The 26356-nt window shown below is 54.5% G+C and carries 26 protein-coding genes and 1 tRNA gene; 12 read left to right on the top strand and 15 right to left on the bottom strand.

The features are described 5' to 3' along the window. Nucleotides 1-5: 5 nt before the first annotated feature. From dsrA to AB1724_09725, 3 genes are all read right to left on the bottom strand, one after another. Nucleotides 6-1325 carry a dissimilatory-type sulfite reductase subunit alpha gene (gene dsrA / locus AB1724_09735; GenBank protein MEW6078080.1) on the bottom strand — a complete coding sequence of 440 codons (1320 nt, stop codon included), beginning with the start codon at nucleotides 1323-1325 and terminating at the stop codon, nucleotides 6-8. Between the two features lie 122 nt (nucleotides 1326-1447). Next, the gene (locus AB1724_09730; GenBank protein MEW6078079.1) at nucleotides 1448-2068 is read right to left on the bottom strand and encodes a tetratricopeptide repeat protein; all 621 of its coding nucleotides are present in this window, start codon (nucleotides 2066-2068) and stop codon (nucleotides 1448-1450) included. Between the two features lie 149 nt (nucleotides 2069-2217). After that, complete coding sequence (locus AB1724_09725) at nucleotides 2218-3531, bottom strand: YcaO-like family protein (protein MEW6078078.1); 1314 nt, start codon at nucleotides 3529-3531, stop codon at nucleotides 2218-2220. Between the two features lie 171 nt (nucleotides 3532-3702). On the opposite strand from AB1724_09725, the gene dapA reads away from it, so the two are divergent. After that, nucleotides 3703-4737 (top strand): 4-hydroxy-tetrahydrodipicolinate synthase, encoded by a 1035-nt coding sequence (gene dapA, locus AB1724_09720; protein ID MEW6078077.1) that lies wholly within the window; start codon nucleotides 3703-3705, stop codon nucleotides 4735-4737. 99 nt (nucleotides 4738-4836) lie between these two features. Here dapA and AB1724_09715 read toward each other — a convergent pair whose 3' ends face one another. Next, nucleotides 4837-5628 (bottom strand): YkgJ family cysteine cluster protein, encoded by a 792-nt coding sequence (locus tag AB1724_09715; GenBank protein ID MEW6078076.1) that lies wholly within the window; start codon nucleotides 5626-5628, stop codon nucleotides 4837-4839. Nucleotides 5629-5823: 195 nt separating this feature from the next. Here AB1724_09715 and AB1724_09710 point away from each other — a divergent pair, with 195 nt between their 5' ends. Then, nucleotides 5824-6270: a PPC domain-containing DNA-binding protein gene (locus AB1724_09710; GenBank protein ID MEW6078075.1), complete on the top strand. Its 447-nt coding sequence runs from the start codon at nucleotides 5824-5826 to the stop codon at nucleotides 6268-6270. A 41-nt stretch (nucleotides 6271-6311) separates the two neighbouring features. Further along, on the top strand, nucleotides 6312-7373 hold the full coding sequence (locus AB1724_09705; protein ID MEW6078074.1) for a branched-chain amino acid aminotransferase: 1062 nt from the start codon (nucleotides 6312-6314) through the stop codon (nucleotides 7371-7373). A 45-nt stretch (nucleotides 7374-7418) separates the two neighbouring features. On the opposite strand, the gene AB1724_09700 is transcribed toward AB1724_09705, so the two are convergent. Further along, the gene (locus AB1724_09700) at nucleotides 7419-8318 is read right to left on the bottom strand and encodes an exopolyphosphatase (protein MEW6078073.1); all 900 of its coding nucleotides are present in this window, start codon (nucleotides 8316-8318) and stop codon (nucleotides 7419-7421) included. A gap of 239 nt (nucleotides 8319-8557) precedes the next feature. Between AB1724_09700 and AB1724_09695 the strand changes: the two genes are divergently transcribed. The 9 genes from AB1724_09695 to AB1724_09655 all read left to right on the top strand — a co-directional run bounded on the left by AB1724_09695 (nucleotide 8558) and on the right by AB1724_09655 (nucleotide 17208). Then, nucleotides 8558-8836: a PxxKW family cysteine-rich protein gene (locus AB1724_09695; protein MEW6078072.1), complete on the top strand. Its 279-nt coding sequence runs from the start codon at nucleotides 8558-8560 to the stop codon at nucleotides 8834-8836. A 348-nt stretch (nucleotides 8837-9184) separates the two neighbouring features. Beyond that, entirely contained in the window at nucleotides 9185-10186 is a 1002-nt protein-coding gene (locus tag AB1724_09690) for a GGDEF domain-containing protein (protein ID MEW6078071.1), read from the top strand. Between the two features lie 231 nt (nucleotides 10187-10417). Beyond that, the gene (locus tag AB1724_09685) at nucleotides 10418-10996 is read left to right on the top strand and encodes a cytochrome c3 family protein (protein MEW6078070.1); all 579 of its coding nucleotides are present in this window, start codon (nucleotides 10418-10420) and stop codon (nucleotides 10994-10996) included. 124 nt (nucleotides 10997-11120) lie between these two features. Further along, nucleotides 11121-12332 (top strand): 4Fe-4S dicluster domain-containing protein, encoded by a 1212-nt coding sequence (locus AB1724_09680; protein MEW6078069.1) that lies wholly within the window; start codon nucleotides 11121-11123, stop codon nucleotides 12330-12332. Beyond that, on the top strand, nucleotides 12325-13284 hold the full coding sequence (locus AB1724_09675) for an RnfABCDGE type electron transport complex subunit D (GenBank protein MEW6078068.1): 960 nt from the start codon (nucleotides 12325-12327) through the stop codon (nucleotides 13282-13284). The genes AB1724_09680 and AB1724_09675 overlap by 8 nt, the downstream gene beginning before the upstream one ends. Continuing rightward, complete coding sequence (gene rnfG / locus AB1724_09670; GenBank protein ID MEW6078067.1) at nucleotides 13284-13874, top strand: RnfABCDGE type electron transport complex subunit G; 591 nt, start codon at nucleotides 13284-13286, stop codon at nucleotides 13872-13874. The genes AB1724_09675 and rnfG overlap by 1 nt, the downstream gene beginning before the upstream one ends. A gap of 19 nt (nucleotides 13875-13893) precedes the next feature. Next, nucleotides 13894-14496 carry an electron transport complex subunit E gene (locus tag AB1724_09665; protein MEW6078066.1) on the top strand — a complete coding sequence of 201 codons (603 nt, stop codon included), beginning with the start codon at nucleotides 13894-13896 and terminating at the stop codon, nucleotides 14494-14496. Nucleotides 14497-14506: 10 nt separating this feature from the next. Further along, a complete protein-coding gene (locus tag AB1724_09660) occupies nucleotides 14507-15082 on the top strand; it encodes an RnfABCDGE type electron transport complex subunit A (GenBank protein ID MEW6078065.1) in 576 nt (191 codons plus the stop codon). 35 nt (nucleotides 15083-15117) lie between these two features. Next, nucleotides 15118-17208 carry an FAD-dependent oxidoreductase gene (locus AB1724_09655; GenBank protein MEW6078064.1) on the top strand — a complete coding sequence of 697 codons (2091 nt, stop codon included), beginning with the start codon at nucleotides 15118-15120 and terminating at the stop codon, nucleotides 17206-17208. Here AB1724_09655 and AB1724_09650 read toward each other — a convergent pair. From AB1724_09650 to AB1724_09605, 10 genes are all read right to left on the bottom strand, one after another. Beyond that, the gene (locus AB1724_09650; GenBank protein MEW6078063.1) at nucleotides 17205-18176 is read right to left on the bottom strand and encodes an RluA family pseudouridine synthase; all 972 of its coding nucleotides are present in this window, start codon (nucleotides 18174-18176) and stop codon (nucleotides 17205-17207) included. The genes AB1724_09655 and AB1724_09650 overlap by 4 nt on opposite strands. Beyond that, nucleotides 18157-18744: a CarD family transcriptional regulator gene (locus AB1724_09645; protein ID MEW6078062.1), complete on the bottom strand. Its 588-nt coding sequence runs from the start codon at nucleotides 18742-18744 to the stop codon at nucleotides 18157-18159. The genes AB1724_09650 and AB1724_09645 overlap by 20 nt, the downstream gene beginning before the upstream one ends. Nucleotides 18745-18999: 255 nt before the next feature. After that, complete coding sequence (locus AB1724_09640) at nucleotides 19000-21081, bottom strand: sodium-translocating pyrophosphatase (protein MEW6078061.1); 2082 nt, start codon at nucleotides 21079-21081, stop codon at nucleotides 19000-19002. A 37-nt stretch (nucleotides 21082-21118) separates the two neighbouring features. Beyond that, complete coding sequence (pth, locus tag AB1724_09635; GenBank protein ID MEW6078060.1) at nucleotides 21119-21712, bottom strand: aminoacyl-tRNA hydrolase; 594 nt, start codon at nucleotides 21710-21712, stop codon at nucleotides 21119-21121. Between the two features lie 66 nt (nucleotides 21713-21778). Beyond that, nucleotides 21779-22441: a 50S ribosomal protein L25 gene (locus tag AB1724_09630; GenBank protein MEW6078059.1), complete on the bottom strand. Its 663-nt coding sequence runs from the start codon at nucleotides 22439-22441 to the stop codon at nucleotides 21779-21781. Between the two features lie 51 nt (nucleotides 22442-22492). Continuing rightward, the gene (locus AB1724_09625; GenBank protein MEW6078058.1) at nucleotides 22493-23446 is read right to left on the bottom strand and encodes a ribose-phosphate pyrophosphokinase; all 954 of its coding nucleotides are present in this window, start codon (nucleotides 23444-23446) and stop codon (nucleotides 22493-22495) included. Between the two features lie 62 nt (nucleotides 23447-23508). Continuing rightward, nucleotides 23509-23584: transfer RNA gene (locus AB1724_09620), tRNA-Gln, on the bottom strand. A 24-nt stretch (nucleotides 23585-23608) separates the two neighbouring features. Further along, a complete protein-coding gene (gene ispE / locus AB1724_09615; GenBank protein MEW6078057.1) occupies nucleotides 23609-24472 on the bottom strand; it encodes a 4-(cytidine 5'-diphospho)-2-C-methyl-D-erythritol kinase in 864 nt (287 codons plus the stop codon). A gap of 45 nt (nucleotides 24473-24517) precedes the next feature. Beyond that, nucleotides 24518-25894: a DegQ family serine endoprotease gene (locus tag AB1724_09610; GenBank protein ID MEW6078056.1), complete on the bottom strand. Its 1377-nt coding sequence runs from the start codon at nucleotides 25892-25894 to the stop codon at nucleotides 24518-24520. 86 nt (nucleotides 25895-25980) lie between these two features. Then, entirely contained in the window at nucleotides 25981-26304 is a 324-nt protein-coding gene (locus AB1724_09605; GenBank protein ID MEW6078055.1) for a DUF1844 domain-containing protein, read from the bottom strand. Between the last annotated feature and the right edge of the window lie 52 nt (nucleotides 26305-26356).

Below are 26356 nucleotides of genomic sequence, written 5' to 3'. Positions count from 1 at the left end.
CCCCCTTATCGTTTATGACGCTCTCTGTATTTGACAGGATCCATTGAAAAACCGCCCGGGACCTCTTCTTCTTTCCAGAAGATGTACGGGTTGGTTCTGGGCGCGATAACATGCTGCGGCATGGCCGGAATGCCGGTCGCTTCCAGCAGTTTCTGGAAGCCCTGGCGTTTCATCAGCTCGCCCAGGCGCTCGCGGTTCTTGCCTTCTTCCATCCACCAGTCCCAGATGGCTTCGATGACTTCTTTGATTTCATCATAGGGCTCAACAACGGGAAGGAAAGGAGCCACCAGGGAGCCCATCTGGGCGCCGTCCAGGATCGGCGCCTTGGCGCCGGCCAGAATGGACAGACCTTTTTCCTTGCCGGGTTTCAGGGCTCTGGGCATGACGTTGATGCAGTGCATGCAGCGGTTGCATTCGCTGTTATCGATGGTCAGTTTGCCGCCTTCAAACTTCATGCACTCGGTGGGGCAGAGGGCGATGACTTCCTTCTGGATGTCAAATTTACCCCAGTTACGGCCGGAGTGGGCGCCGCCGTTGGGCGGGAAGTCCGGATCGTTATCGACATAGCCCTTGACCGCGGCCTGATCGATCCGGATGTCGTCTCTCCAGGTGCCGATGAAGGAGAGGTCGGCCCGGGCGATGGAAGCCACGCAGCAGTTGGGGCAGCCGTCGAATTTGAACTTGAACTTATAGGGGAATGCCGGCCGGTGCAGCTCATCCTGGTATTCATTGGTCAGGGCCGTGCACAGCGACTGGGTGTCGTAGCAGGCGAATTCGCAGCGGGCTTCGCCGACGCAGTCGGACGGGGTTCTCAGGTTGGAGCCGGAGCCGCCCAGGTCCTGATTAAGGTTGTGGGTCAGTTCGAAGAAGATCTCTTCCAACTGGGGGGTGGTGGTGCCCAGGAAGATGACATCTCCGGTGGAGCCGTGCATGTTGGTGATACCGCTGCCGCGGAATTCCCACAGATTGCACAGATCTCTAAGGTAGTCGGACTTATAGAAATGTCCGGACGGCTGGGAGATGCGCATGGTGTGGAAATGGGCCACGCCCGGGAACATCTCCGGCTGGTCGCAGTACCGGCCGATAACGCCGCCGCCGTACCCGAAGACGCCGACGATGCCGCCGTGTTTCCAGTGGGTTTCCTTGTCCTTGAAGGAAAGTTCAAGAACGCCCAGCAGGTCGTCGACCGTGTCGGTCGGAATCTGGAACTCGACTTTTTTTTCGTTTTTCGCTCTTGACTCTGCTTCCTGCTTCAGGTCGGACACAAAGCTCGGCCATGGTCCCGACTCAAGCTGATCCAGCAAGGGAGTCTTGTGTTTTGCCATTGTCTACCTCCATTTAAGATAATAACATTTTGCCGTTCACGGCAATCCCAGTAAAAAACCTATCAATTTTACGTCTATATAAACTCTCAGCGTTTTCCCGCGAGATGATGACCATCCGGTGCTTAACGGTTTTCTCCGATCTCCTTTTTAATTTGAGGCGCCACTTCAAAGCCCATGGATTCGGCCTGGCGGCAATGTTCCGCGGCCTTGACTTTATCGCCTTTCTCCAGAAAGGCGATGGTCAGATTGTTGTGGGCCACGGCGAACGCCGGCTCCATCTCCAGCACCTTATAATTGGTTTCGATGCTTTTATCCACCATTCCCTTCATTAGATAGGCGTTGCCAAGGTTGGTATACGCCTGAAGGAATTTGGGGTTGAAGGATACCGCCTTTTCCAGGGCGGTGATGGCCTCATCGACGTTGCCCAACTGCAGATGGGCAAAACCGATATTGCCGTAACCTTCGGCGAATCTCGGCCTGGCTTGAGTGGCGCGCTGGTTGTACTCCAGGCAGCCGTTGATATCGTTGAAATGCATGCGGATGCCTCCCAGAAGGACAAAGGCTTCGGCCAGGGAGGGACTGCAGCTGACGGCTTCCAGTAATTCTCTTTCCGCTTCTTCAAACCGGTTCTGGGCCAGCAGCGCCACCGCGTAGTTGTACCGGGTTATGGCACAGTCGGGACTGGCCGCTACTTTTTCCCGCTGCTGCATCAGATAATCTTGCGTCGATGGTTGCTGGTTCATTTTTTATAAAAAATTCAAATGGTTAATAATCGGCCCGGATTGCTGTTCAGTCAGGGCAAATACTCGTTATAAAGTGGCTATTAAGCCAGCATCTAATAAATATTGTCAAGTAAAATTTGATGGCTTCGCAAAAAGTGCAATGCCCGGGGTTACCGGAAAAAAGAATCCATGATGGTTTTATACGCTCCTCCTCTCCAGGCCGTGGCCGGGCTGGTTTTCGGGTTGGAAAGGATATCCGGCGGCAGGTAGTTCAGAAAATCCGATATGCCGGGGATGATTACCCGGACAACGGGAAACCGGAGAACCGGGTGGGTGAGATCCATGACGATACAATCGGTTTTCAGGCGGGCAACCAGTTGTTGGAGAGCGTCGATTTCTTCCATCAGATTTTTCCCTCCCGGTCGTCTCTGAAATCGGACAGTCTCCCCTTGCAGTAAAAATGATATATTTTTGGGGGAGACGCCGCACTTCATGAGGGAATAGTAGTCTTTGACCCGGTCCCCCGCGATTACCGGCCGGTCAAAAGCTTTCCGGGGAGACGCCAGGGTCTCTCTCCCCTGAACGCCTTCAGTGAAGCACCGGGTCAGGGCCTCTTCCGGGCTAAAGGAAGCTCCGGCAATCAGGGTATGGTATTCCATCCGGTCCGGAGAGAGGTTGTGGTTGGTGAACAGGACCCCGATCACCGGCAGGGTGCCGTTGCCGGAAAGGTCTTTGATGGTGACCTGGACATTGGAACGCCTGAAGAATTCGATCATCTCCCTTATGCGCGGGTCGTCAATGGTGGCGGGGTCAATGGTGGGCACGATGGTTTCATTCTTGATGACGCTGATCTGGACATACCGTTCCAGCACTTCGCAGCTGGCCTGGATCAGGGCCTCCTCCAGCGTGTTGCCGGCGGCCACGCCGTTGGAGCCGTGGATATAGGCGGCGAATTTTATCGGGACCTTGACGGTTTGATCCTTCAGCAGGGAATAGCCGTCGACCCAGTGGCCGGCCATTTCGCAACCCTTGATGTCTTCGATGGTTTTTGCGTTCAGGTGCGGCTGTCCGGCCAGCAGGGCGTCTATGGTAAGGGGCCGGTCCATCTCCTCCTGTCGGGCGCGGGTATACCCGGGCATCCAGGCATAGTTTAGAAAATCGTTGGTCCGACGGCTGTAGATGGCCGGCAGGTGGAACCGGACCTGCTCCTCGAATACCGGATAGTAGAGCCCGGCGCTGAATCGTTCGGCCAGCTCGGCGTGGGCGCTGGCTTCCGCCAGCCGGGCGCTGACGCCTTTGCCTTCACAGATGATGCGCAGGGCATCGATCCAGATCCGACCCCAGAACAGCGTTTCCGTGACACGGACCGGTTCGTAGACCGGATCACAGCCCAGGGTGGCGAAGCCGTCCCTGATTCTTTTCAGGGTATTGTCCGGCGTGTCGCATTTGTTAAATTCGTTGCGGACGGTATTCTGAAATTTCATAGGCCCTTCTTTCCGACGGTTTCATTGGTTATTATCGTAAAGCACCGGGCAGTTCAACCCTGAAGTGATCAGGCGGGAAAGGTTCTTTTGGCGTGTTTTTGATTGTTATTGGCCGCCAGGTATGGTAACACAAAAAAAAATAATCAACGGCATGTATTCAGGAGAAAGGTCATGATATCGGGATGCTATACGGCGCTGATAACGCCGCTTGACAAGGGACGGGTGGATGAGGAAGGGTTGGACCGGCTGGTTGAGTTTCAGATGACCAACGGCGTGACCGGCATTGTCGCCATGGGGACGACTGGCGAAAGCCCGGCTTTTGACTGGCAGGAACACAACCAGGTGACGGAGCGGATCGTCCGCGCCATGAAGGGCCGGGGCATGTGTATTGCCGGATCCGGCAGCAACAGCACGGTGGAAACCCTGGAGGCCACCGGTCACGCGGCCAAGGCCGGCGCCCGGGCCATGCTGCTGGTCGATCCCTATTATAACGGCCCCAGTTCTCTTGAAATCAGAAAAGAGTATATTGAGCCGGTAGCCGAACGGTTTCCGGATACAACCATCATTCCCTACCTGGTGCCGGGCCGGACGGGTACGCAGCTTCTGCCCGAAGATCTGGCGCTTGCCGCCGAGCGGTTCCCGAATATCGGCGCCGTTAAGGACGCCACGGGAAGTTTTGACAACATGAAGCGTATCCGCCACTGCTGCGGCGAAAAGATGGCGATTCTGTCCGGTGACGATAACCTGACCTGCCGCATGATGAGTGATCCGCAGATCCGGGCCTGCGGCGTGATTTCGGTGTATGCCAATATTTTCCCCCGGGCGCTGTCGGAGATGGTCGCGGCCATGGCCCGGGGACGGGGCGAGGTCGCCCTCGGGCTGGAAAAGCAGTTATCGCCCCTGCTGGAACTGGTGACGGTCACCACTACGGAAACAACCCCCCATGGTCCGGTTTCGTGCCGGGCCAGAAATCCTCTGCCGGTCAAGACCCTGATGGCGGTTCTGGGCATGCCGTCGGGAAGCTGTCGCCGGCCCCTGGGCCGGATGACCGCTGCCGGTCTGGAGAAACTGCTCGCGGCGACCCGGACCATGTTTTCCGCTTCACCGGAGCTGTTCGCTCCCATGGCGGATTTTTTCAAGGTGGATGTGGCCTCGCGGTTGAATGATACGGCGAGGATTCGTCAACTGGTCTATGAATCCTATTAGGGGGGATGTTATTGTGCGCCGGGATGGGGTCGCCTGGCCGCGGCCGTTTCCGTTTAGAACTGTCTAAAGAAAGACGGCAGCACCAGGCGGTCATAACGCTCATGCCGGGGGAGCGGCCGCGCCTTTGAACAGGATGGATTTAAGCCAGCGGAAGGCGAATTTCAGCAGTTCCACCTCATTGCCGGCTATGGCCTGCCGGGTTGCCTCATCCACGGGATAGCGCTGCAGGAAGGTGCTTTCAAAAACAAATCGTTTGAACCGGTCAATGTCATAGGAGGCCATAAAAAACATTTTTTTGGCCTCCTCGGTCAGGCGGATATTGGGGGGGAATGACCGTTTTCTCACCACCAGATCCGTCCATTCAGCGTTGATCTCGTCATGGATATCGACTCCCTGGTCCTTGCGCCAGGAAGCCACCGTCCACTCTACGGGTTCTTCGAACCCCCGGCAGTGGGGTTCATTGATGAAAAAGAAAAAACCCTCCTGATCTAATTCCTGGTCTTCTTCCCGGTGGCTTAGTGAGGCGACGCCCAGGGGATAATAGCGGCAGGTGGTGGGCCGGTCCTGGTAGACGATGCATCCATCGTCCCGGACAAACGGACAGGACTGCCGCTCATCGTCCAGGAGTTTCAGGGTGACCACCGGCAGATCGGTCTTCTCCAGGAGGCGGGGTTCGGTATAGATGGACAGAAAGTCGCCGGAAGAAAGCCCCAGGCGGTTTTTCAGGCGGACGATATCATAGGGGGTGAGAATGATGTTGATGCTCCGGCAGCATTCCGTGAAGCAGGAAAGCCCGTGGTGACATCTGAACTGGAAGCTGTCGTTGAGTCCGAACTTGACCGGACTGACTTTGGCCATGTTGTCTGAATTGCCTGGGGGTGTATCTGTCATTGATTCGTATATCCTTACCTTGCTGTTCGAAAAGGTTATAAAAAAACCGGCACAAATCCACAGCGGGATATATACCATAAATATTTCACAGCGGAAAAAATATTTTATGACACTTGCTTTTCACCCTCGCCCGCTGTACGTTATTTTTTTTAACGATTAACCGCGCATGATGGTGATGCGGGGGATATCATGGAAATGATGAACTGTCGAGAATATTCCGCCGGAAGGCGATTCGTCGGCCGGTTGCCCCATGGCGGGGATCTGGCGGCAACGCTGGAGACTTTCTGCGCCCGTCATGATATCCAGACCGCCGAGTTTTCCCTGATCGGTGCCGTATCCAGGGCGACCCTGGGAACCTATGACCAGAAGCAGCAGGTTTATGTCACCTTTACGGCCGAGGGCAGTCTCGAGATCCTTTCCTGTACCGGCAATATTTCCGTCAAGGACGGCCAGCCGTTTGCGCATGCCCATGTGATTCTGTGCGAAGAAGGGGGCAGAACCATCGGCGGCCATCTCTTCCCGGGAACGGTGATTTTCGCCGGGGAGGCGCGGATCACGGAACTGATCGGTCCGCCCTTGGTAAGGGAATATGACCGGACCACCGGTCTGATGCTCTGGGATATGGGCACCCCCGGGATATAACGGGACATGGCGGCCGTTATGACAATGAGTAAGGAGGCATTATGGGTTTATCTGTTACCAAGACCAATCAATTAAAACCTCATCCCCAGGACAGCGGGCTGGCGTTCGGCACTGTCTTTACGGATCATATGTTCAACATGGACTATACCCCGGAAAAGGGCTGGCATAATCCCCGCATTGAGCCTTACGGGAATTTTGTGCTTTCCCCGGCGGCCATGGTACTGCATTACGGTCAGGCGATTTTCGAGGGGCTGAAGGCTTTTCGAACCGAGACAGGCGAGGTCCAGCTGTTCCGCCCCGAACAGAACCTGAAACGCCTGAACGCTTCGGCCCGGCGGCTGTGTATTCCCGAATTTGATGAGGCGGCGATGCTGCAATATCTCATCGAACTGATCCGGCTGGAAAAGGCCTGGGTGCCGGCGGCCAACGGCACATCATTATATATAAGGCCGTTCATCATTGCCACGGACCCGTATATCGGCCTGAAAACATCGGCGACCTACCGGTTGGCCATTATCCTCTGCCCGGTGGGGGCCTACTATCCGGAGGGGTTCAATCCGGTCAAGATCTGGGTATCTAAAGAGTATGTCCGGGCGGTGCGGGGCGGCGTGGGCGACGTCAAGACGGCCGGCAATTACGCCGCCAGCCTCTATGCCACCGAAGTGGCCCATCATGAAGGCTATACCCAGGTGCTGTGGTTGGACGGGGTCAATCTGAAGTATGTGGAGGAAGTCGGCTCCATGAACATCTTTTTCATTTTGGGAGATGAAATCGTTACACCGGCTTTAAGCGGAAGCATTCTGCCCGGCATCACCCGGGATTCCGTTATAACACTGGTGCGTTCATGGGGGCACCCGGTCAGCGAGAGACGGATCAGCATCGATGAGGTTGTTGAGGCGCACCATCGCGGCAATCTCAAGGAGGTTTTCGGCTCCGGCACGGCCGCGGTGATTTCCCCGGTGGGGGTGATGAAATACGGCCAGGAGGTGTTTACCATCGGCGATGGTCAGGCGGGATCGTTTTCAAAGAAGATATTCGACGCCCTGACGGATATCCAGTATGGCCGGGCCAGAGGGCCGGAAGGGTGGATCGTGCCGGTATAGCCCGATAGATGTTGAACAGGCGATGAATCCCGGGCGGGGCTGATGTTAATCGGCACCGCCCGGTTCGTTTTTCACCAGGATGTCGATGATTTTCGGGATATAGTCATCCGCTTTGGCGGCGTCAAAGCTGCAGGCGCCGGCGGCGGCATGCCCACCCCCCTCAAAGCGGGAGAGCATGTCACCCACATTCACACGGCAGTTGCGGTTGAAAATGCTGTGCCCCACACTGACCAGAATCGTGTTCCGCTTTTCGCTATCGTAACGTATCCTCATATTGACCACCGATTCCGGGAAAAGCGAGTACACCAGAAACCGGTTTCCTGTTGGTGCTTTTCCCAATGACCGGAAATCCGTCACGGCCACCGGGCCGACCAGGCGGGTATATTTTTCAAGAAAATCCCTGTAGCGAGAATTTTCCTGAATGGCTGCCCGGCATTTTTTATCCACCCGGTCATCCGCCATTACTTCTCCGATCGGTTGTTTCCAGATAAGGCGGACCAGATCATTCCAGTAGGGCATATCACGTCGATCGTGACCATTGATGGTCATGGACAAAAGCAGATAAGGATGGCTTTCAGGAGAAAGAACTTCTTCCTGCGTCAGGTCAGCCGAATCGATTTTATCGGCCTGGGCCGACAACTCACTGAAATCGCGGCTGAATCGGTCATGGTAATACTCGTAAATCAGTCCGGCGGCAGATGGCGCGATCCGGAAAAGTCCTTTAAACGGCACATCGATCCGGTTGGAGTAGTGATGATCAAACCACAAGGCGCAATTTTCATGATAAGGCAGATTGGCAATGACGTCATCGGCTTCGATGACGGCCTCTTTTTTCTGCATCTGGTGCGGCTCCACCCAGTTGATGCCCCGGTCGATAGGGAGAACATCATACAGCAGGGCGGCGCAGGCGACACTGTCAAAATCCGCACGGGTTACGATCCGCATGTTTGCATTCCCCTTTGCCGGTCGGTTTTATTTTCATGTTGCTATACCAGTTTAATATTACGTATTCAATACGTTTCTTGTCGGTCGAGTCCGGCAGGAATGAATATCGGATAGAACGGCGGCGCCGAAGAACCGGTCGGGGATGAAAAAATTAACTTGACATCAGTGCGTTAAAGATTTTAAAAGATTGATTTTAAGTTGATTCCGGAAGGAACGGAACTATAAAGGAGGTGTCAATCATGCAGTGTTCCACAGTCAAAACCAACACGGAATGCCCGCTTATGACCGCCAAGGGCTGTTCATATAAGGGAGGTGTCTGTCTTCCAATTGTTGAGGCTTGCCAGGGGTGCAAGCGGGCGGTTGAATACCCGACCGGGTGGTATTGCTCCGCCACGCCCGATCCCGCCAAGAAGTGGAAAAACGGACCGTGCAACCTGGCCACCCATGTGGAAACCACGCCGGTCGAGACCAAGACCAAAGTCAATCCCCTGAAGGCATCCAAACGAAGCCAGAAGTAATATGGCCGGACAGTCAAGACCGGCGTTGCGCCGGTCTTGACTGTCGCCTGTAACTCCTTTCCCCCAGCCTCATACAAGCCAGGTTCGTCAGTCGGGCAACCCTCCTGAATGGATCGGCAACACATCGTTTTAACAGGATTGGCCGCAACACGCTGTCCCGTTCCGAGGCGCTAACTGCCTGGTATCAAAGAAACCCTTTTAACTTTCGCGTTTTGTGGTATGGTGATTAACGGGGTTGACGCTAAATCGCTAACGTATATAAGAGCTTTTGTATTGACGACCACTTTTGAAGAAAACGCGGTTCGATCGGATGTTGTGTCGGCCGGGATTGCGAAGCCTGGTATTTATATGCCCCGGGTCCAGCTGGCAATTCGTGTGGTCCTGGGGGTGCTGGCGGCGGTTTATTTCTTTGCCATGCCGATTCAGCCCTTTATTTTATCCGCCGCCGGCGTGGCGGCTGTAATCGGCGCCTTCCTGTTGTTCCATATGGCCTGGTGGGCCTGGTACCGTTCCCGGGGAATGGGCTGGGCCGGTATCCGGCTGGCCGCCTGGGTTGATATTCTGGCCGCCTTCACCGGCGTACTGGTCGATCCTTTTGATGTGCCCCCCTCAGGACTGCTGGTGATGATCGCCGTCCTCGGCAACGGCATGCAGCACGGCCTGAAAATATTCCTGGAACAGTTCTTAAGCATTCTGCTGATAAGTATTCCGGTCTTTGCCGTCCGGCAGATCTTGTTTTTCCGGGCGGTGCCATATCCGCTTGCGTTTGTAATACTTTTCATCGCCATCGCCATTTTTTATGTCTACCTGCTGCTCAAGCGGATCGAGCGCATGAAAAAGGAAGCGGAAATGATGGCCCAGCAGGATCCGCTGACAAAGTTATATAACCGGAACGCCTTTATCCGCACCGCGAATTATCTTCTTTCCCTGCATGATCGCAAGCAGATACCCCTGGTGGTGATGTTCGCGGATCTGGACAATTTCAAAGAAGTGAATGACAAACTGGGACACGCCTTTGGAGATGAGGTGCTCCGGTTTTTCGCCCGCCTGACCGATGAGTGGTTGAGGAAGTCAGACATCGTCGCCCGCTACGGCGGAGATGAATTTGTATTCATGCTGGCGGACATGGACCTGGCGGGGGCCGAAGAGGTGGCGCTCCGGCTGCAGCGTGAATTCCTGCGCTGGGCCGATGAACGCGATGTCAGGGTCGGGGTCAGCTTCGGCGTAGCCGCCGTTCCTGAAGGAAAGGCCGACCTGAATCGCCTCCTCAAGCATGTTGATGCGGCGCTATATGAAGCCAAGAGCCGCAAAGAAGACCGGAGGGTAGTCATCGCGCCGCCCCTGGAATAAAGCGGTCGAATCTTCTCTCGCCAACCGATGCCCCGATAAAATTCATACAGGCCGTCCCCGGCCTCGTCTTGCCGCATTCCCATTTTGTGGCCGTTATCCGGGGGAAGCCGCCCCGGCCGTGATTTTTTTCCTGATTCCGAATAAAAATTCTGGAAAACCGAATAATGATTGTGTTAATAAGTACACTTTAATTTGGGATTGGTCTGGTTAATGCTAATATGAGGTAGACAGATGATATTAAAAGAAAACACGAAGTTCAGCTATGCTCTGGCCATTGTCCTGCTGATTGTGGGGGTCGTCTGCTACGCGGCCGGCGAGCCGGCCCGTCTCCCTGACGAACCACCCGTCAGGAAGGTTTTCATGGGCGTGGCCGGTAACGTTCTGTTTGATCACCAGGGCCATACGGACTATGAGGGGGACTGCACCGTCTGTCATCATCATGGCGAGGAAGCGTCTTTCCGGGCCTGCGACACCTGCCATTTATCCGCGTTGCCGAAAAAAGAGCCGGCGATCTGTGCCGAGTGCCATCCGCTTTCAAAAGATGAGCATGTCAAGGATGTTCATTATGAACATCACGTGCTGATGGAGAACGAACCCGATACCTGGACCTGCAAGAAATGTCATGAACTGGCGGAAGGTGAGACGATTCCGGCCGCTTGCGGAGACTGCCATGACCCGGAGGAGGTGGAGGGTCAGGCGAAAATCATGACCTATCAGAAATCCGTGGATGCCATGCATGCCCAGTGCATCGACTGTCATGAAGAGATGGGGTCCGGTCCGACGGCCTGCGAAGCCTGTCATGCCCAGTAACCTGAAGACGGACTGACAGCACACAAATAATGTTTACGAAAATAAGGGTTGGACGATGATAAGACGATCGTTTTTTGGAGTGGTTAAGCCCTGCGTCCGGTATGAAAAAACGGATGGTTTTCCGATGCTGCAGAAAGTTCCGGAACCGTCCCGGATCACGTTTTTTGTTGAGGCGGATTTCGTGCGAAGAGATCAGTTGGCTTTTAAAACCGGAGATGGGGTTGAAAGCGGCCAGAAAATTCAGCCGGTCCTGGGGAACCTGGCATATGCCGAGGCCTCTCTGGGCGGAACGGTGACGTCAGTTTTTTCCCACACTGGAAATTTCGGTAAAAAATACACCGGGATTACCATTACCGTTGATAAGGGCAAAACGGCTGCCGGCAGCCGTTTTCAGGAAGCGGGAAGGGACATTACGATCGAGACGGCCGGGAATTTTCTGCGGTGTATACCGGGAGGGCTTCCTGACGGGTTGTTCGCTTTTGCGGATAAGATCCATACCATTGTTATTCAGGGCGCGGATGAAGACGTTCTGGGCGTGACCCGGGCGTATACCGTCAAACACGAGATGGCGGCGTTAAAACAGGGGATTGACGTCCTGCGGAAGATTTCCGGGGCCAGGCAAATCGTACTGACGATTCCCGGCGCCATGGCTTCCGAGGGAGGAACCGCGGGCGTGGAAATTAAAACGCTGAAACCCGAGTACCCGGCGGCCAACCCCCGCCTGGTGGCCCGGGACTGCCTGGGAATCACGGTCCCGGCCGGATCCGCCTGTGAAGAGGCTGGTATCTGTTTCATCAGCGCCGAGGCCGTGGCTTCACTGGGAAAAGCCCGCGATACCGGCATGGTGCCAAGCCGGAAAATGATTACCGTGATCAAGAAAAGCGGAGAAAAGGTCATGGCTTCGGCCGTGATAGGCACACCCGTCGGAGACGTCCTGACCGCCTGTTCCGAAAAAGTGAATGAGAACGATCGCATTGTTTTTGGCGGCCCCATGACCGGTTCGGCGGTTTTTTCGGAATCCCATCCGGTGGAAGCGGATACGGATATCGTGATTGTCCAGGACGCCGGGCAGATTCCCGGGGTGGCGGACCGGTCCTGCATCAACTGCGGCGACTGCGTCCGGATTTGTCCGGCCCGGGTTCCGGTCAATATGCTGATCCGGTACCTGGGTGCCGGGGATTACGCCACCGCAGCCGATCAATACGACCTTCTCTCCTGTATCGAATGCGGACTGTGCGCTTTTGCCTGCCCGGCGAATATCCCGGTTTTCCAGTACATCAAACTCGGCAAGTATGAATTTGCCAGACATAATGCGGCGGAGGCGGAACATGCATAGCGAGAGAAAACTGGTTGTTTCACACGCGCCATTCTGGCATGACGGCGGCTCGATCGCGGCCCGGCATTACAATATTCTGCTGGCGGCGCTGATCCCGGTTATCGCCGGAATCGTGACCTACGGTGTCCCGGCTCTCGGCGTCGTCGCCCTGGCCGTGTCGACGGCCATCGGCTGGGAGTTTCTGATGAATAAGATCACCCGGCGTCCGGTTACGGTGGGAGACGGCAATGCCGCCCTGACGGGTCTGCTCCTGGCCATGCTCCTGCCCGCGACCATGCCGTGGTGGGTGGTGGTGACGGGTACTTTCCTGGCGGTGGTCATCTGCAAGCAGATCTTCGGCGGACTGGGCGCGAATCCCTTCAACCCGGTACTCATGGGTACGGCCATGCTGATGACGGGATGGCCCATGCTGATGGATTTTAATCATATGCTGGCCGATTACGTGACTGGCTTTAACATGGTCGATCCCCTCTGGTCGGCCAAATATTTCGGGCCGGAAACGGTTGCCTCTTTTACGGCCGGTGATCTTCTGCTGGGCAAACAGGCCGGCGGCATTGGTACCGCTTTCGGCCTGGGCATCATCATCGGCGGTTTTTATTTGATGATCCGGGGCTTCATTCGCTGGGAGATCGTTCTTTCCTTTCTGGTCGGTGTGGCGGTTACGGCCCTGGCATTCAACATGAAAAACCCGGACGCATACGCCGGTCCGGTATTTCACCTGCTGGCCGGATATACGTTGGCCGGCGCCGTTTTTTTCGCCACCGAGGATTCCTCCTCTCCGGTCAATTTGACTCCCATGCTGATTTACGGCGTCGGCGGGGGAGTGATGACGGTGTTAATCAGAAACATCGGGGTGTATGTGGACGGTGTGGTGTTTGCCATTCTGGTGATGAACCTGATCAATCCACTTATCGATAAAATCAGACCAAAAGCAATGGGGAAGGTAGCATAATGCGTGAATTAATTAAGATGGTGGTAGTGCTCACCGTTTTGACGGCGGCTTCAGGCGGTCTGCTGGCCGGGGTCAGGGATGCGACCAAGGAAAAAATCGAACTGCAGGTGCTCAATTTTGTGCAGGGACCGGTACTGAAGCAGATGTTCACGAAAGCCTCCAACGACATGATCGCCGACCGATTCACTCTCCAGGACGGGAAGGAAGCGATTGTTCTTTTCCCCGTAGCCGTCGACGGCAAGGTACGGTATGTGGCGTTTAATTCCAGCGGTAAGGGCGGTTTCGGAGGAGATGTCGGGTTGATGGTGGGCGTGGATATTGAAAGCGGCAAGATTATTTCCGCGGGGGTGACGACGCATAGTGAGACCCCGGGGATCGGCTCCAGAGCCAAGACGGAACCGGACCTGGTCGGCCGTTTTGTCGGCCTGGCCGCGAACCAGGAATTTAAGGTTAAAGGAGATGGCGGTCAGATCGACGCCATCAGCGGTGCCACGGTTACCTCTCGTGGCGTCTGTAACGCCGCCACCAGCGCCGGACAACGCTATGGCCGGCTGGAAACTGAAATAAAAAACAAAACAGGAAATTTATAATAAGCTCAGGGAGTCGAATATGGCAAAAACCGTCATGCAGGAATTTACCAAAGGGTTATGGAAGGAAATTCCACCTTTCCGGCTGGTGCTCGGCATCTGTGCCACGCTGGCGGTGACGACAAAAGTGGAAAACGGCATCGGCATGGGACTGGCCACTACCTTTGTGCTGGTCGGTTCCAATGTTTTGATTTCATTGCTCCGGAATGTTATCCCTTCCAAGGTCAGAATCGCCTGCTTCATTGTGATCATTGCAACTTTCGTAACCGTTGTGGAACTGGTCATGCAGGCCTATACCTACAGCCTTTTTTTGCAACTCGGCATTTTTATCCCCCTGATCGTCGTCAACTGCATTGTGCTGGGCAGGGCCGAAGCCTTTGCGAGCAAGAACTCACTTCTCCCGTCCATTGCCGATGGCCTGGGGATGGGTGTCGGGTTTACCCTCTCGTTGACGGCCATCGCGCTGATGCGTGAGCCCCTTGGAGCCGGAACATTAACCATTTTCGGGAAAACCATTACACTGTTCGGGGATGCCTTCATGCCTTTTTCGTTTCTGGTCCAGGCGCCGGGGGCTTTCATCTGCCTTGGCCTGATGCTGTGTGTCATGAACATGTTCGGAAAATAGGAGAGCGGAAATGACGGAGTATCTGGTCTTTGCCATCAGCTGTATCCTGATCAACAATATTCTGCTGGCCCAGTTTCTGGGGAACTGTCCGTTTCTGGGCACATCCAAAAAAATGGAAACTGCGGTGGGCATGTCCATGGCGGTTGTGTTTGTTCTGGTGCTGGCCGGAATTCTCACATGGCTTCTGGATGTTTATCTGTTGAAGCGGTTCGAAATTGAATTTTTAAGAACGCTGACGTTTATTCTGGTCATCGCGGCACTGGTCCAGTTTGTCGAAATGTTTCTGAAAAAGAGTATTCCCGCCCTTTATGCGGGCCTGGGGATATTCCTGCCGCTGATCAGCACCAACTGCGCGGTCCTGGGCGTCTGTCTGATAAACATAAAAGAGGAATACAGCTTCATGCAGATGGTGGCCTCTTCTTTGTTCTATTCCGTCGGTTTCGGGCTGGCGCTGGTTCTTTTCGCCGGTTTGCGGGAACGGATTACTCTGGCGCGGGTACCCAAACCGCTTCAGGACACTTCCATCGGCCTGGTGACCGCCGGCATGATCGCTCTGTCTTTTTTCGCTTTTAAAGGGATGGCGTAACATCACTAATCGTTCCAGATTGTAAGGGGCAGACAATGTTTGAGGCAATTCTTTCCATGTTGGGACTGGGCCTGGCCAGCAGCGTTATGCTGGCTGTCGCCTCTCGCGTGTTCTATGTTTATGAAGACCCCCGCATTGCCCAGGTTGAAGCCAAAACAGCCGGCGCCAACTGCGGCGGATGCGGTTATGCCGGGTGCGCCGCCGCTGCCGCCGCCGTGGTGGCGGGAAAGGCGCCCGTGGGGGTCTGTGTCGTCGGTGGCCAGGAATCGGCGTCGGCCATTGCCGGCATTATGGGCCTGGCGGCGGGCAGTGCCGAGCCCGCGGTATCGGAAAACGCCTGTCTGGGCGGTGACCGCGCTGATAATCGCTACACTTATATGGGAGTGCAGTCCTGCAGGGCCGCATTTGCCTTGTACGGCGGCAAACGGGTCTGTCAGGTCGGCTGCCTGGGATACGGCGACTGCATCAAGGCCTGCCTGTTTAACGCCATCGACATGGGACCGGACGGTTTCCCCATTGTCAACGAACAGAAGTGCGTCGGATGCCGGGCCTGCGAGAAAGCCTGTCCCAAAGACATTATCACGGTTAAAACCATGTCGGAGCGGCTGCTGGCCATGAACACGGAAGACGGAACCCATGCCCCCTGCGCTCAGACCTGCCCGGCCCAGATCGATATTCCCCGCTATATCCGGCAGATCAGAGAGGGGGATTACGAGGGGGCGGTCGGTACCATCCGGGAACGCAATCCTCTGCTGGTTTCCTGCGGCCGAGTCTGCCCTCATCCCTGCGAAGACCGTTGCCGCAGAGGGGTGGAAGACGAGCCGGTGTCGATTAATCAGTTGAAGCGTTTTGTCGCGGATTACGAAATGAATTCAGGCAAACGCTTTCCCATATCCTGCGCCCCGGAAACGGGAAAGAAGGTGGCGGTCGTCGGCGGTGGCCCGGCGGGGTTGAGTTGCGCCTATTTCCTGCGGCGGGTGGGCCATGACGTCACCCTTTTTGATGCCATGCCGGAACTGGGCGGCATGATCCGGTACGGCATTCCGGAATACCGGCTGCCCAAAAAATCCCTGGACTGGGAAATCCAGGGGATTCTCAACCTTGGCATTGCTCACCAGCCGAACATGAAGCTCGGCCGGGATTTTGATATCGACAGCCTGGTGGCGGCCGGGTATGACGCTATATTTCTGGGCATCGGCGCCTGGAAAGATTCCGGTCTTAAGATCGAAGGCAATGACTTAAAGGGCGTTTACACCGGCATTTCTTTTCTGACCCGATTCGCCGCCTGGCAGCAGGGGGTCAGCAAGGAACCGGTTCCGGTGGGGAAAAAATGCGTTGTCATCGGCGGCGGGAACACTGCCATAGACTGCGTCCGGACGCTGATCCGTCTGGGCGCGGAAGAAGTGTCCATCGTATACCGCCGCACCCGGAACGAAATGCCGGCCAACAAGGTCGAAATCGATGCCGCCGAACATGAAGGCGTTCATCTGAAATATCTGTTTTCCCCCAACCGGATTATCGGCGACGAAAAGGGCTATGTGGCGGGTCTGGAAGTCCAGGAAATGGAGCTGGGTGAACCTGACGCCAGCGGCCGGCGCAAGCCTGTTCCCAAGGAAGGCGCCGTCCAGGTTCTGGAAACGGACATGATCGTTCTGGCCATTGGCCAGGGGCCGGACGTGTCCTTTATAGCCGCCGAAGCCGGACGGCGGGGCGGAGAGCTGAAAACGACCCGCTGGGACACCATTGACCAGGTGGATCCGGATACCCTGCAAACCCATGTTCCCAATATCTTTACGGCCGGCGACGCGGCTACCGGGGCCTCCCTGGTGGTGGAGGCGATCGGCGGCGGAAGGCGCGCCGCCCGCTCCATTGATCTCTTTCTCAAAGGCGAACCGGTTGTGCCGGAGGAGAAATCCCTTTTTAAGAAAACCATAGAGGGCTCTATCTTTAATTCCGTGGAGGGTGTCACCCCAAAGAAGCGGGCCGTGATGCCTGAACTGGAGGTCGGCAGCCGTATCAAAACCTTTGAGGAAGTGGATCTGGTCCTTCCGGAGAAAACCGCTCGCGAGGAAGCGGAGCGATGCCTGGATTGCTGCCGTCTTTGTTACAACCGGGAAAAAAATTAACCCGATCGGTTGAGATCCTTCAGCAGTTGCCTCATGTCCGTTGCCACCGGCGCGGTAAACCTCACCCTTTCCCCGGTATCCGGGTGGGTAAATTCCAGTTTCCAGGCGTGGAGCATCTGACGGGGTGCCTGCGATAGAAAATCGAAAACCGCTCTGTCTTTAAAATGAGCCGGTTGTCTGGTCCATCTGGCTTTATATGTGTCGTCTCCCACCACCGGCGTTCCCGCTGCCGCGCAGTGCACCCTGATCTGATGGGTGCGGCCGGTTTTGATGGTGATTTCCAGCAGACTGGCGTCACCAAATCGTTTCAGAACGTGCCAGTCCGTTTCTGCCTGACGGGTTTTGCTGCTGTGGACCGACATTTTTTTTCTGTCGGAGACATGCCGACCGATGGGAAGGCGGATGGATCCTCTTTCATTTTCCGGTGAGCCGTAAATGATCGCCAGATATTTTTTATCGATTGCTCTTGAAGCGAACATGGCGGTCAGTTTTTCAAAGGAGTCTTCTGACCTGGCGACGATCAGCGCGCCGGATGTATCCCGGTCCAGCCGATGCACGATGCCGGGCCTGGACTCGTCTCCAATAAAACGGATCTCCGGATATCGGGACAACAGCCCGTTGACAAGGGTGCCGGTGAAATGGCCGGGAGCCGGATGCACGACCAGTCCGGGCGGTTTATTGATGATGATCAGATGTTGATCCTCATGGATCACTTCCAGCGGAATCGATTCCGGCTCCATCTGATGGGATGAATCATCGGAAACATGTCCGGTTACCTTGTCCCCGGGCTTTATTTTATGGGAGGGTTTGGCCGTCTGATCATTGACGCGAATAACGCCTTTTTTAACCAGAGAGGCAGCCAGACTTCTGGAACAGATGCTTTCTTCGGATATAAACTGATCCAGCCGCATGTCTTTATGCCGGCTGTCGGCGGTCAGGATAAAGTCGTCAGGATGATTCTGCTGCATGCTGGGACGGAGATTTAGGAAAAAAAGACTCAATTTCCGACATGACGGAGCGTTCTTTCGCCCCCTTGGCAATGGACAGCTCCGTGACCAGTAATCCTTGAGCGGTATCCAGCAGTTTCCTTTCCCCAAAGGAAAGATCTTTTGTCATTTTCAAAATAAAAAGGTCTCTGAAGACTTCCGCGATCTCGTAAAGAGACCCGGTCCTGATTTTGTCCATGTATTCCTTGTATCGTCGGTTCCAGGTTTGATTGTCTGCCGGTGACGGGGTTTCTCTCTGGTGCTGGATTATTTTGTAGATTTTGGAGACCTCTTTTTTCGGTATGACTTCCCGGATGCCGACGGTCTTAAGATTTTTTACCGGAATCATGATCACCATGCTGGTTTCGATGATTTTCATGATGTAAAAATCTTCGATGGTGTCACCGATGGTTTTTGACTCGATGGCTTCTATACGGCCTACGCCATGCGCCGGGTAAACGACAAGATCGCCTGGCTGAAAGCCGTCGATTTTATTGATGGCCGGTTTTTTCTTGGGTTTTTTTATGGGTGTGGCAGCTTTGTTAGCCATAGCAACCGTTAAGAATGAGTATCTTCATTAAAAAAAGTTTAAAAATCGCTCATTTTATCGATCTGTCGGTGAAGAATTGATGGTTCCGAGCGATTGACTGTGCTCCGGGTCCCGACTTCTGTCGGGTGGCGGCATGTTGTAAAAAAGACCATGAACAATTGTTAATAACAAATATTATAAAGAAAATCAATAAAAAAAGGGCCAGTGGCAGCCACTGACCCTTTTTTATTTAATACGTGAACAGTCGAATCGTGGTTACATGAACAGAACCGGAACCATCAGCAGGGCCACGACGTTGACTATTTTGATCATGGGGTTGATAGCCGGACCGGCGGTGTCCTTGTAGGGGTCGCCGACGGTGTCGCCGGTAACCGCAGCTTTGTGAGCATCACTGCCCTTGCCGCCGAAGTTTCCGTCTTCAATGTACTTCTTGGCATTATCCCAGGCCGCGCCGCCGGTGGTCATGGAAATGGCCAGGAAGATACCGGTGACGATACTGCCGATGAGAAGACCACCGACAGCGTAAGGACCGCCGACCTTTCCAAACAGAAGACCGACAAGGATCGGGGCGACAACCGGGATCAGGGCCGGAACCATCATCTCCTTGATGGCGAACTTGGTGACCAGGTCCACGCAGGCGGAGTAATCGGGTTTGGCCGTGCCTTCCATGATGCCGGGTATTTCGCGGAACTGACGACGGACTTCGTCAACCACCGCGCCACCGGCCCGTCCGACCGCCTTCATGGCAATAGAGGCGAACAGGAAGGGCAGCAGACCGCCGATAAACAGGCCGATCAGAACCCTTACATCAGCCAGGTCGAATACCATTTTTGCCGCGGCCTTATCGCCTTCATGCAGCTGAAATTCCAGGACATAAGAGGCGAACAGCACCAGGGCGGCCAAGCCGGCGGAACCGATGGCATAACCCTTGGTAACGGCTTTGGTGGTGTTACCCACTGCATCCAGGGGGTCGGTGACGGCCCGGACACTTTCATCCATCCCGGCCATCTCGGCGATGCCGCCGGCATTATCCGTAATGGGGCCGTAGGCGTCGATGGCAATGACCATACCGGTCATGGAGAGCATGGCCATGGCGGCCATGGCAATGCCATAAAGGTCGCCCAGGGAAAAGGCGGTGTAAATGGCGATGCAGATGGCCAGAACCGGCAGAGCGGTGGATTGCATGCTGACGGCCAGACCGGCAATGATGTTGGTGCCGTGACCGGTGGTAGAGGCCTCCGCCACGCCCTTAACGGGGCCGTATTTGCCAGTGTAGTATTCGGTGACGATGACGATGACAACGGTCAGAATGATGCCGACCAATGAACAATAATAGATGTTCATGGCATTAATGCCTTCAAGGCCGCCGAGCATTTTTCTGGCTACAAAGTAGAAGGCCACGGCTGAAATAATGGCCGCGCCGAACATGCCTTTGTAAAGGGCGCCCATGATGTAGTCGCTGCCTTCCCGGAGCCGGACAAAGAAGATGGCGATAATAGAGGCGATGATGGAAACCGCCCCGAGAACCAGCGGAAACTGGATGGCTATCGTCTGCACCTGGGCATTGGCCTTGAAGACCAGCGCACCCAGCAGCATGGCCGCCACGGCGGTGACGCCGTAGGTTTCAAACAGGTCCGCCGCCATGCCGGCACAGTCGCCGACGTTGTCACCGACGTTATCGGCGATGGTGGCCGGGTTCCGGGGATCATCCTCGGGTATGCCGGCTTCCACCTTGCCCACCAGGTCGGCGCCCACGTCTGCGCCCTTGGTGAAGATGCCGCCGCCCAGACGGGCGAAGATCGAGATCAGGCTACCGCCAAATCCCAGAGCCACCAGAGGGACAACCGCATTGACGCCGGTGAGGCCTTTGTGAAGCAGGAAGGTGTAGTAGCCGGCGACAGCGGTCAGGGCCAGACCGGCCACGATCATGCCGGTGACGGAACCGCCTTTAAAGGCCATGGACAGGCCTTTGGAGAGGCCGCCTTTGGCCGCCTGGGCGGTGCGGACATTGGCGATAACGGAAACCCGCATGCCGATATAGCCCGCGAAGAAAGACGCAATGGCGCCCACGGCAAAACCGATAGCGGTCAGCGTCCCCATGGTCACCCAGATGATGGCGCAGATAATGATGCCGGTAATGCCCATGCTTTTGGCCTGACGGTTCAGATAGGCGATGGCGCCTTCCTTGACCGCGTCGGCGATTTTGTTCATTTTCTCGTCACCGGCGGGAGAACCCTTTACGATTGCCGCCATGATCAGAGAGTAAAGGATGCCTACCACTCCGGTCAGCGTGCAGAGCAGCGGCAGATTGCCGGTTAACGCTTTTACAGTCTCCATTTTTCCTCCTTACGTTGTTGTTTACAGTTAAATCCAGTTACGATATGCCTTCAGGCGATGGCCCGTGAAATCGGTTCATCGCCTCACCATCTCCTTTTTTTATAACGGTAATCACTGCTTCGGCTGCACGGACGATAAGGGGTTCCAGCGCTTCTGTCTCGTCTTTTGAGAATTTTCCCAGGACATGGTCAACCACACCGTTTTTGTCCCCGGGGTGGCCTATGCCGACGCGGATACGGGTGAAATCGTCTTTTCCGAAAATCTCGATAATGGACTTAATTCCCTTGTGTCCACCATGGCCGCCATGAGTTTTTATCTTTATCTGCCCGAAGGTGAGGTCGATATCGTCATGAACGATGATCATCCGCCCGTTTTCCATATTGAAGTAGCGGTACAGACGCAGAAGCGGATAACCGCTGTTGTTCATATACGTCATTGGCTTGGCCAGCAGTATTTTTTCTCCTTCAACCTCGGCGGCGCCGTATTCAGCCTCAAATTTTTTTTTATCAATGGGTATCGACAGTTGACGCGCCAGGTTGTCGATCACCATAAAACCAACGTTGTGGCGGGTTCGCGCATAGTCTTTCCCGGGGTTCCCCAGACCAGCCACCAGACATAATTTCGCTGCCATTGACGATACCCGCGATCGATAAAACGAATGGCCGGAACCAATTGACGCATCCGGTATCCGGGGCGGCTAGTCGGCTTCTTTTTCTTCTTTCTTCTCGCCTTCCGCCGCGGCGCCTTCGGCGCCGGCCTCTTCTTCAGCCGCCACCGGCTCTTTCTCTACCGTCGGGGCCACAACAGCAACCACGGTATAATTGGCCTCCTCATCCGGATCCCAGGCCAGTTTGACATCATCGCCGGTAACGATCTGGCTGACATGGATGGAGTCGCCGATATCCAGGCCGGAGATGTCTACAGTTATGGATTCGGGGATGTTGCCGGGCAGGCAGACGACTTCCAGATTCCGCCTGACAATCTGCAGAGTACCGCCTTTTTCGATTCCTTCGCATTTTCCGGTAATGGTGACCGGCACATGAATATGGATCTTTTTGTTCATGTCGACTTCGTAAAAATCGGCGTGTACAAAGTTGCGGGAAACCGGATGGCGCTGCAGTTCTTTGATCATTACGGTTTTGGCCAAAGAAGCATCGCCCTCAATTTGAAGCGATATGAGGGACTGGCTGGTGATATGGTTCAATAAATTTTTAAATTCATTCATGTCAATGGACAGCGTGAGAGGCGTTTTCCCCTGGCCATACACCACCGCCGGCATAAGTCCGTTTCTCCTCAGCGCTTTGACGGTCGGTCCGCTTCCCGTTGTTCGGGTATTTGATTTCAAGGTTCTTATTTCCATAGATTGTTTTCCTTCATCCCAAAATTATCAGTGTGTTATGTCCCATTGGGTTTATACAAACAGTGACGTTACGGAATCCCCGGTATAACTTCTGTGCATGGCTTCACCCACCAGTTCGGCGATGGACAGCACTTTTATGGGCGCATATTCCGATGCTTCCTTGCGCAGCGGGATTGAATCCGTCACGATCAGATTTTTTAAGGCGGACGCTTTAACCCTTTCGATGGCGGGACCGGACAGAACCGGATGAACACAACAGGCATTCACCTCGTGGGCCCCCTGTTCGGCGATGGCGTTGGCTGCCTCCATGAGGGTGCCGGCGGTATCGACCATGTCGTCCAGAATGATCGCTGTTTTGTTCCGGACGTCCCCGATAACGGCCATGGCTTTGGCCTTGTTCGGCGCCGAACGACGTTTATCGATGATGGCCAGGCTCGCATCCAGTCGCTTGGCAAAGGCCCGGGCGCGTTCCACCCCGCCGGCATCGGGTGAAATGATCACCAGGTCGGTTTTCTTGAAGTTGGTCTGGATATATTTCAGAATAACCGGGGCGGCGAACAGATTGTCGACCGGAATGTTGAAAAAGCCCTGAATCTGTCCGGCATGCAGATCCAGAGTAATCACTTTATCAACACCGGCCTGGGTCAGCAAATCAGCCACCAGTTTGGCGCTGATCGGTACCCTTGGCGCCACCTTTTTGTCCTGACGAGCGTATCCGTAATAGGGAATGACCGCTGTTATCCGGCTGGCTGCCGATCGTTTGAGCGCATCCACCATCAGCAGCAGTTCCATGAGATTATCGTTTACGGGCGCACAGGTGGACTGGATAAGAAAGACGTCTCTTCTCCTGACATTTTCCAGGATTTCCACCTGGATTTCCCCATCGCTGAATTTGTTTACCTTGGCTTTGCCGAGAGGTTGGTTCAGGTAGGCGCAAATTTTTTCCGCCAGTGCCGGGTTGGCGTTACCGGAAAAAATTTTATAAGAATTGTTATGGTTACTCATTAACCGTCTCTCTGGATTGCGATATCTATATGTTAACTTACTTTGTCTTCGTTTTGCCCGATTGGCTGGGGCGGGAGGATTCGAACCTCCGAATGCAGGAATCAAAATCCTGTGTCTTAGCCGCTTGACGACGCCCCAGGAGAATAACCGGGCAACCCGTTTTCACTTCGTCGCATCGTCCCCAGTCACCAAATTTGTCAGAAATATCCTTTCGTCCCTTTCGGAACATCGCAGTCCGTCATACGCCTTTTGCGCTGCTTCCGGAGTGGAAAAAAGGCCAAACACGGACGGACCGCTACCGGACATCAGGGAGCCTGTCGCCCCATGATCCAGAAGCCGCCGTTTCATCTGGTGTATTTCCGGATGCCGCGCCGCGGTAATTCGTTCCAGATCATTGACCAGATGAATTGCCGCGTTAAATGCCGTCTTTTCCGTAAAAAAATAATCTGTAATAGTTTTTTTGTCGTTTGTCAATCCTAAACTAAAACTTTTATATATCTCCGCTGTGGAGACGGAAAAATTTGGTTTTATTATAATAACAGGCAGTTGCTCTAATGGCAGATAAGCGGTCAACCGGTCTCCGATGCCGGTCGCCAAAGCCGGTTTCCCATAGAGAAAGAAGGGAACATCCGCTCCGATACCTGTCGCCATACGGTGCAGTTGCTGCTGGGAAAAAGGACTGCCGTAATGACGGTTCAGCGCCTTCAGCACTGCCGCGGCGTTGCTGCTGCCTCCTCCCAACCCCGCAGCCACCGGAACATTTTTTTCAAGGGTGATGGCCACGCCGGGTTTGATCCGGGCTTGCTCGAAGAAGATTGCCGCCGCACGGACAGCATGATTGGAAATATCCCGGGGAACCTGATCATGTTCGCAGTAAAGGGAAATATGGTCGGTATCAAAATCAAGGTGGATAACATCAGCCAGCTTAACGCAACTCATGAGGGTAAACAGGTCGTGGTATCCGTCCCGCCGCTTGCCGGTTATGTGAAGAAACAGATTGATTTTGGCTGGTGAGACGATCCGCATTGTTCTGGCTACCGGTGCCGACGCGCAACTTTTTTGAAGGTGTATTTATTTGGTCATGGTTACGATCAGAATAGTGCCGTTTCTTTTCCTGACGATCATCTGCAGGGGATTACCCTCATCGATATCGGCTATGACGGCCTGAAATGCTTTGATATCGATAATTTTTTTATGGTTGATTTCTATTATAATATCCCCCGGGCTCAAGCCGGCCATGTCCCCTTTGCTGCCGCGGACAACCTCGGAAATAAATACCCCTCCGCTGGAACTGACCCCCAACTTCCGGGCAATGTCATCCGTTATATTCGCGACCGTTATGCCGAGGGCCGTTTCCGGTTTTCCGCTTTCACCCTGACGGCTGACGTCGGTTTCTTCGCGTTTGGCAATGGTGGCGGTAACGGTTTTCCGCTTGCCGTCACGCATGAATTCGATCGGAATTTTTTCTCCCACGGGGATATCGGCGATAAGGGCGGAAAGGTCGCGGCTTTCCGTAACTTTTTTGCCGTTCACCGTTAGGATAATATCCTGGGGCTTGAGGCCGGCTTTATCGGCCGGGTCTCCGGGGAACACATCGGTTACCAGGGCCCCCTGGTTATCCTGTAACTGATAATATTCGGCCATTTCCTTGCTGACCGGTTGAATCGCTACTCCCAGCCACCCTCTGGTGACCGAACCGTTCTGTTTCAACTGGTTGATAATGTTTTTGGCCATATTGGCCGGGATGGCAAAGCCGATACCCTGTCCGCTGGCAACAATGGCCGTGTTGATGCCGATGACCTGGCCTTTCAGATTCAACAGGGGCCCACCGCTGTTGCCGGGATTGATAGAAGCGTCGGTCTGAATAAAATCATCATACGGTCCGGCGCCGATAACCCGTCCCTTGGCGCTGACGATGCCGGCCGTAACCGTTTGCTCCAGGCCAAAGGGACTGCCGATGGCCACTACCCATTCACCGATTTTAAGACTGTCCGAATCCCCGAGCTCCAGAGAGGGAAGTTTGCCTTCGGCCTTGATTTTTAAAAGGGCCAGATCGGTTTTGGGGTCCGTGCCCACCCTTTCGGCTGAAAATTCCTGACCGTCTTTCAGCTTGACGCTTATTTCGTCCGCGTTTTCAACAACATGGTTATTGGTAACAATATATCCCTCATCGTCAAAGATAAAACCGGAACCCAAGCTACGGTGTTTATATTCTCTTTGGTGCGGGGAGTTGAAAAAATTTTCGAAGAATTCATTCAACGGGTCATTCTGGCCGAAGGGTTGATTGAAAAAATGCTGGTAGACTCTGCCCCCCTCTCCGGTGGTGCTTTCCGTCCGGATGTTGACGACAGCCGGGCTGGCAGAGTCCGCCAGGGCGCTGAAAGATTCCGGAACCATATTGATGTTCTGTGAAACGGCCGCGAAAGCCTCATTCGGGATGAAAACCATAGACATTCCGACCAACTGCAACATGACCACCAATGTTAATAAAGACAACGAGGTTGATTTGTTATAGCGCATGTCAGCGTCCTCCTTTACTGACGGTTTTTTTCTGTGACGAACTGGATTCTCAAGTCATGCAGAATGTGGCTGAGTAGTTTCTGCTCTTCGTCAGTGAGATTGCCTTTTGTTTTTTCTTCCAGCATGGCCAGAATATCAATCGTCTGTTTGGCGATCACCAATTCCCTGCGAACGACTCCAGTAGTCGGATCGGGAACTACCCCTAAATGAACCAGGGCAGAAGAATTCAAGGAAAAGATAAAAGTTGAAAAATTAATGGCCGGCAAGTCGCCGGTCGTCTTGGATGGGGTTTTGCCGTTGTTTTTTAAAATAAAGCCCTGATCATCTGCTGAATTCATGGCATTCTCCAGATTTACGGTAATTGGCTTGAAATACTGAAAAATATATGAA

It is taken from the genome of Thermodesulfobacteriota bacterium, assembly GCA_040753795.1.
In the GTDB taxonomy this organism is placed as follows: domain Bacteria; phylum Desulfobacterota; class Desulfobacteria; order Desulfobacterales; family Desulfosudaceae; genus JBFMDX01.
This window is presented reverse-complemented; position numbering and strand designations above follow the sequence as displayed.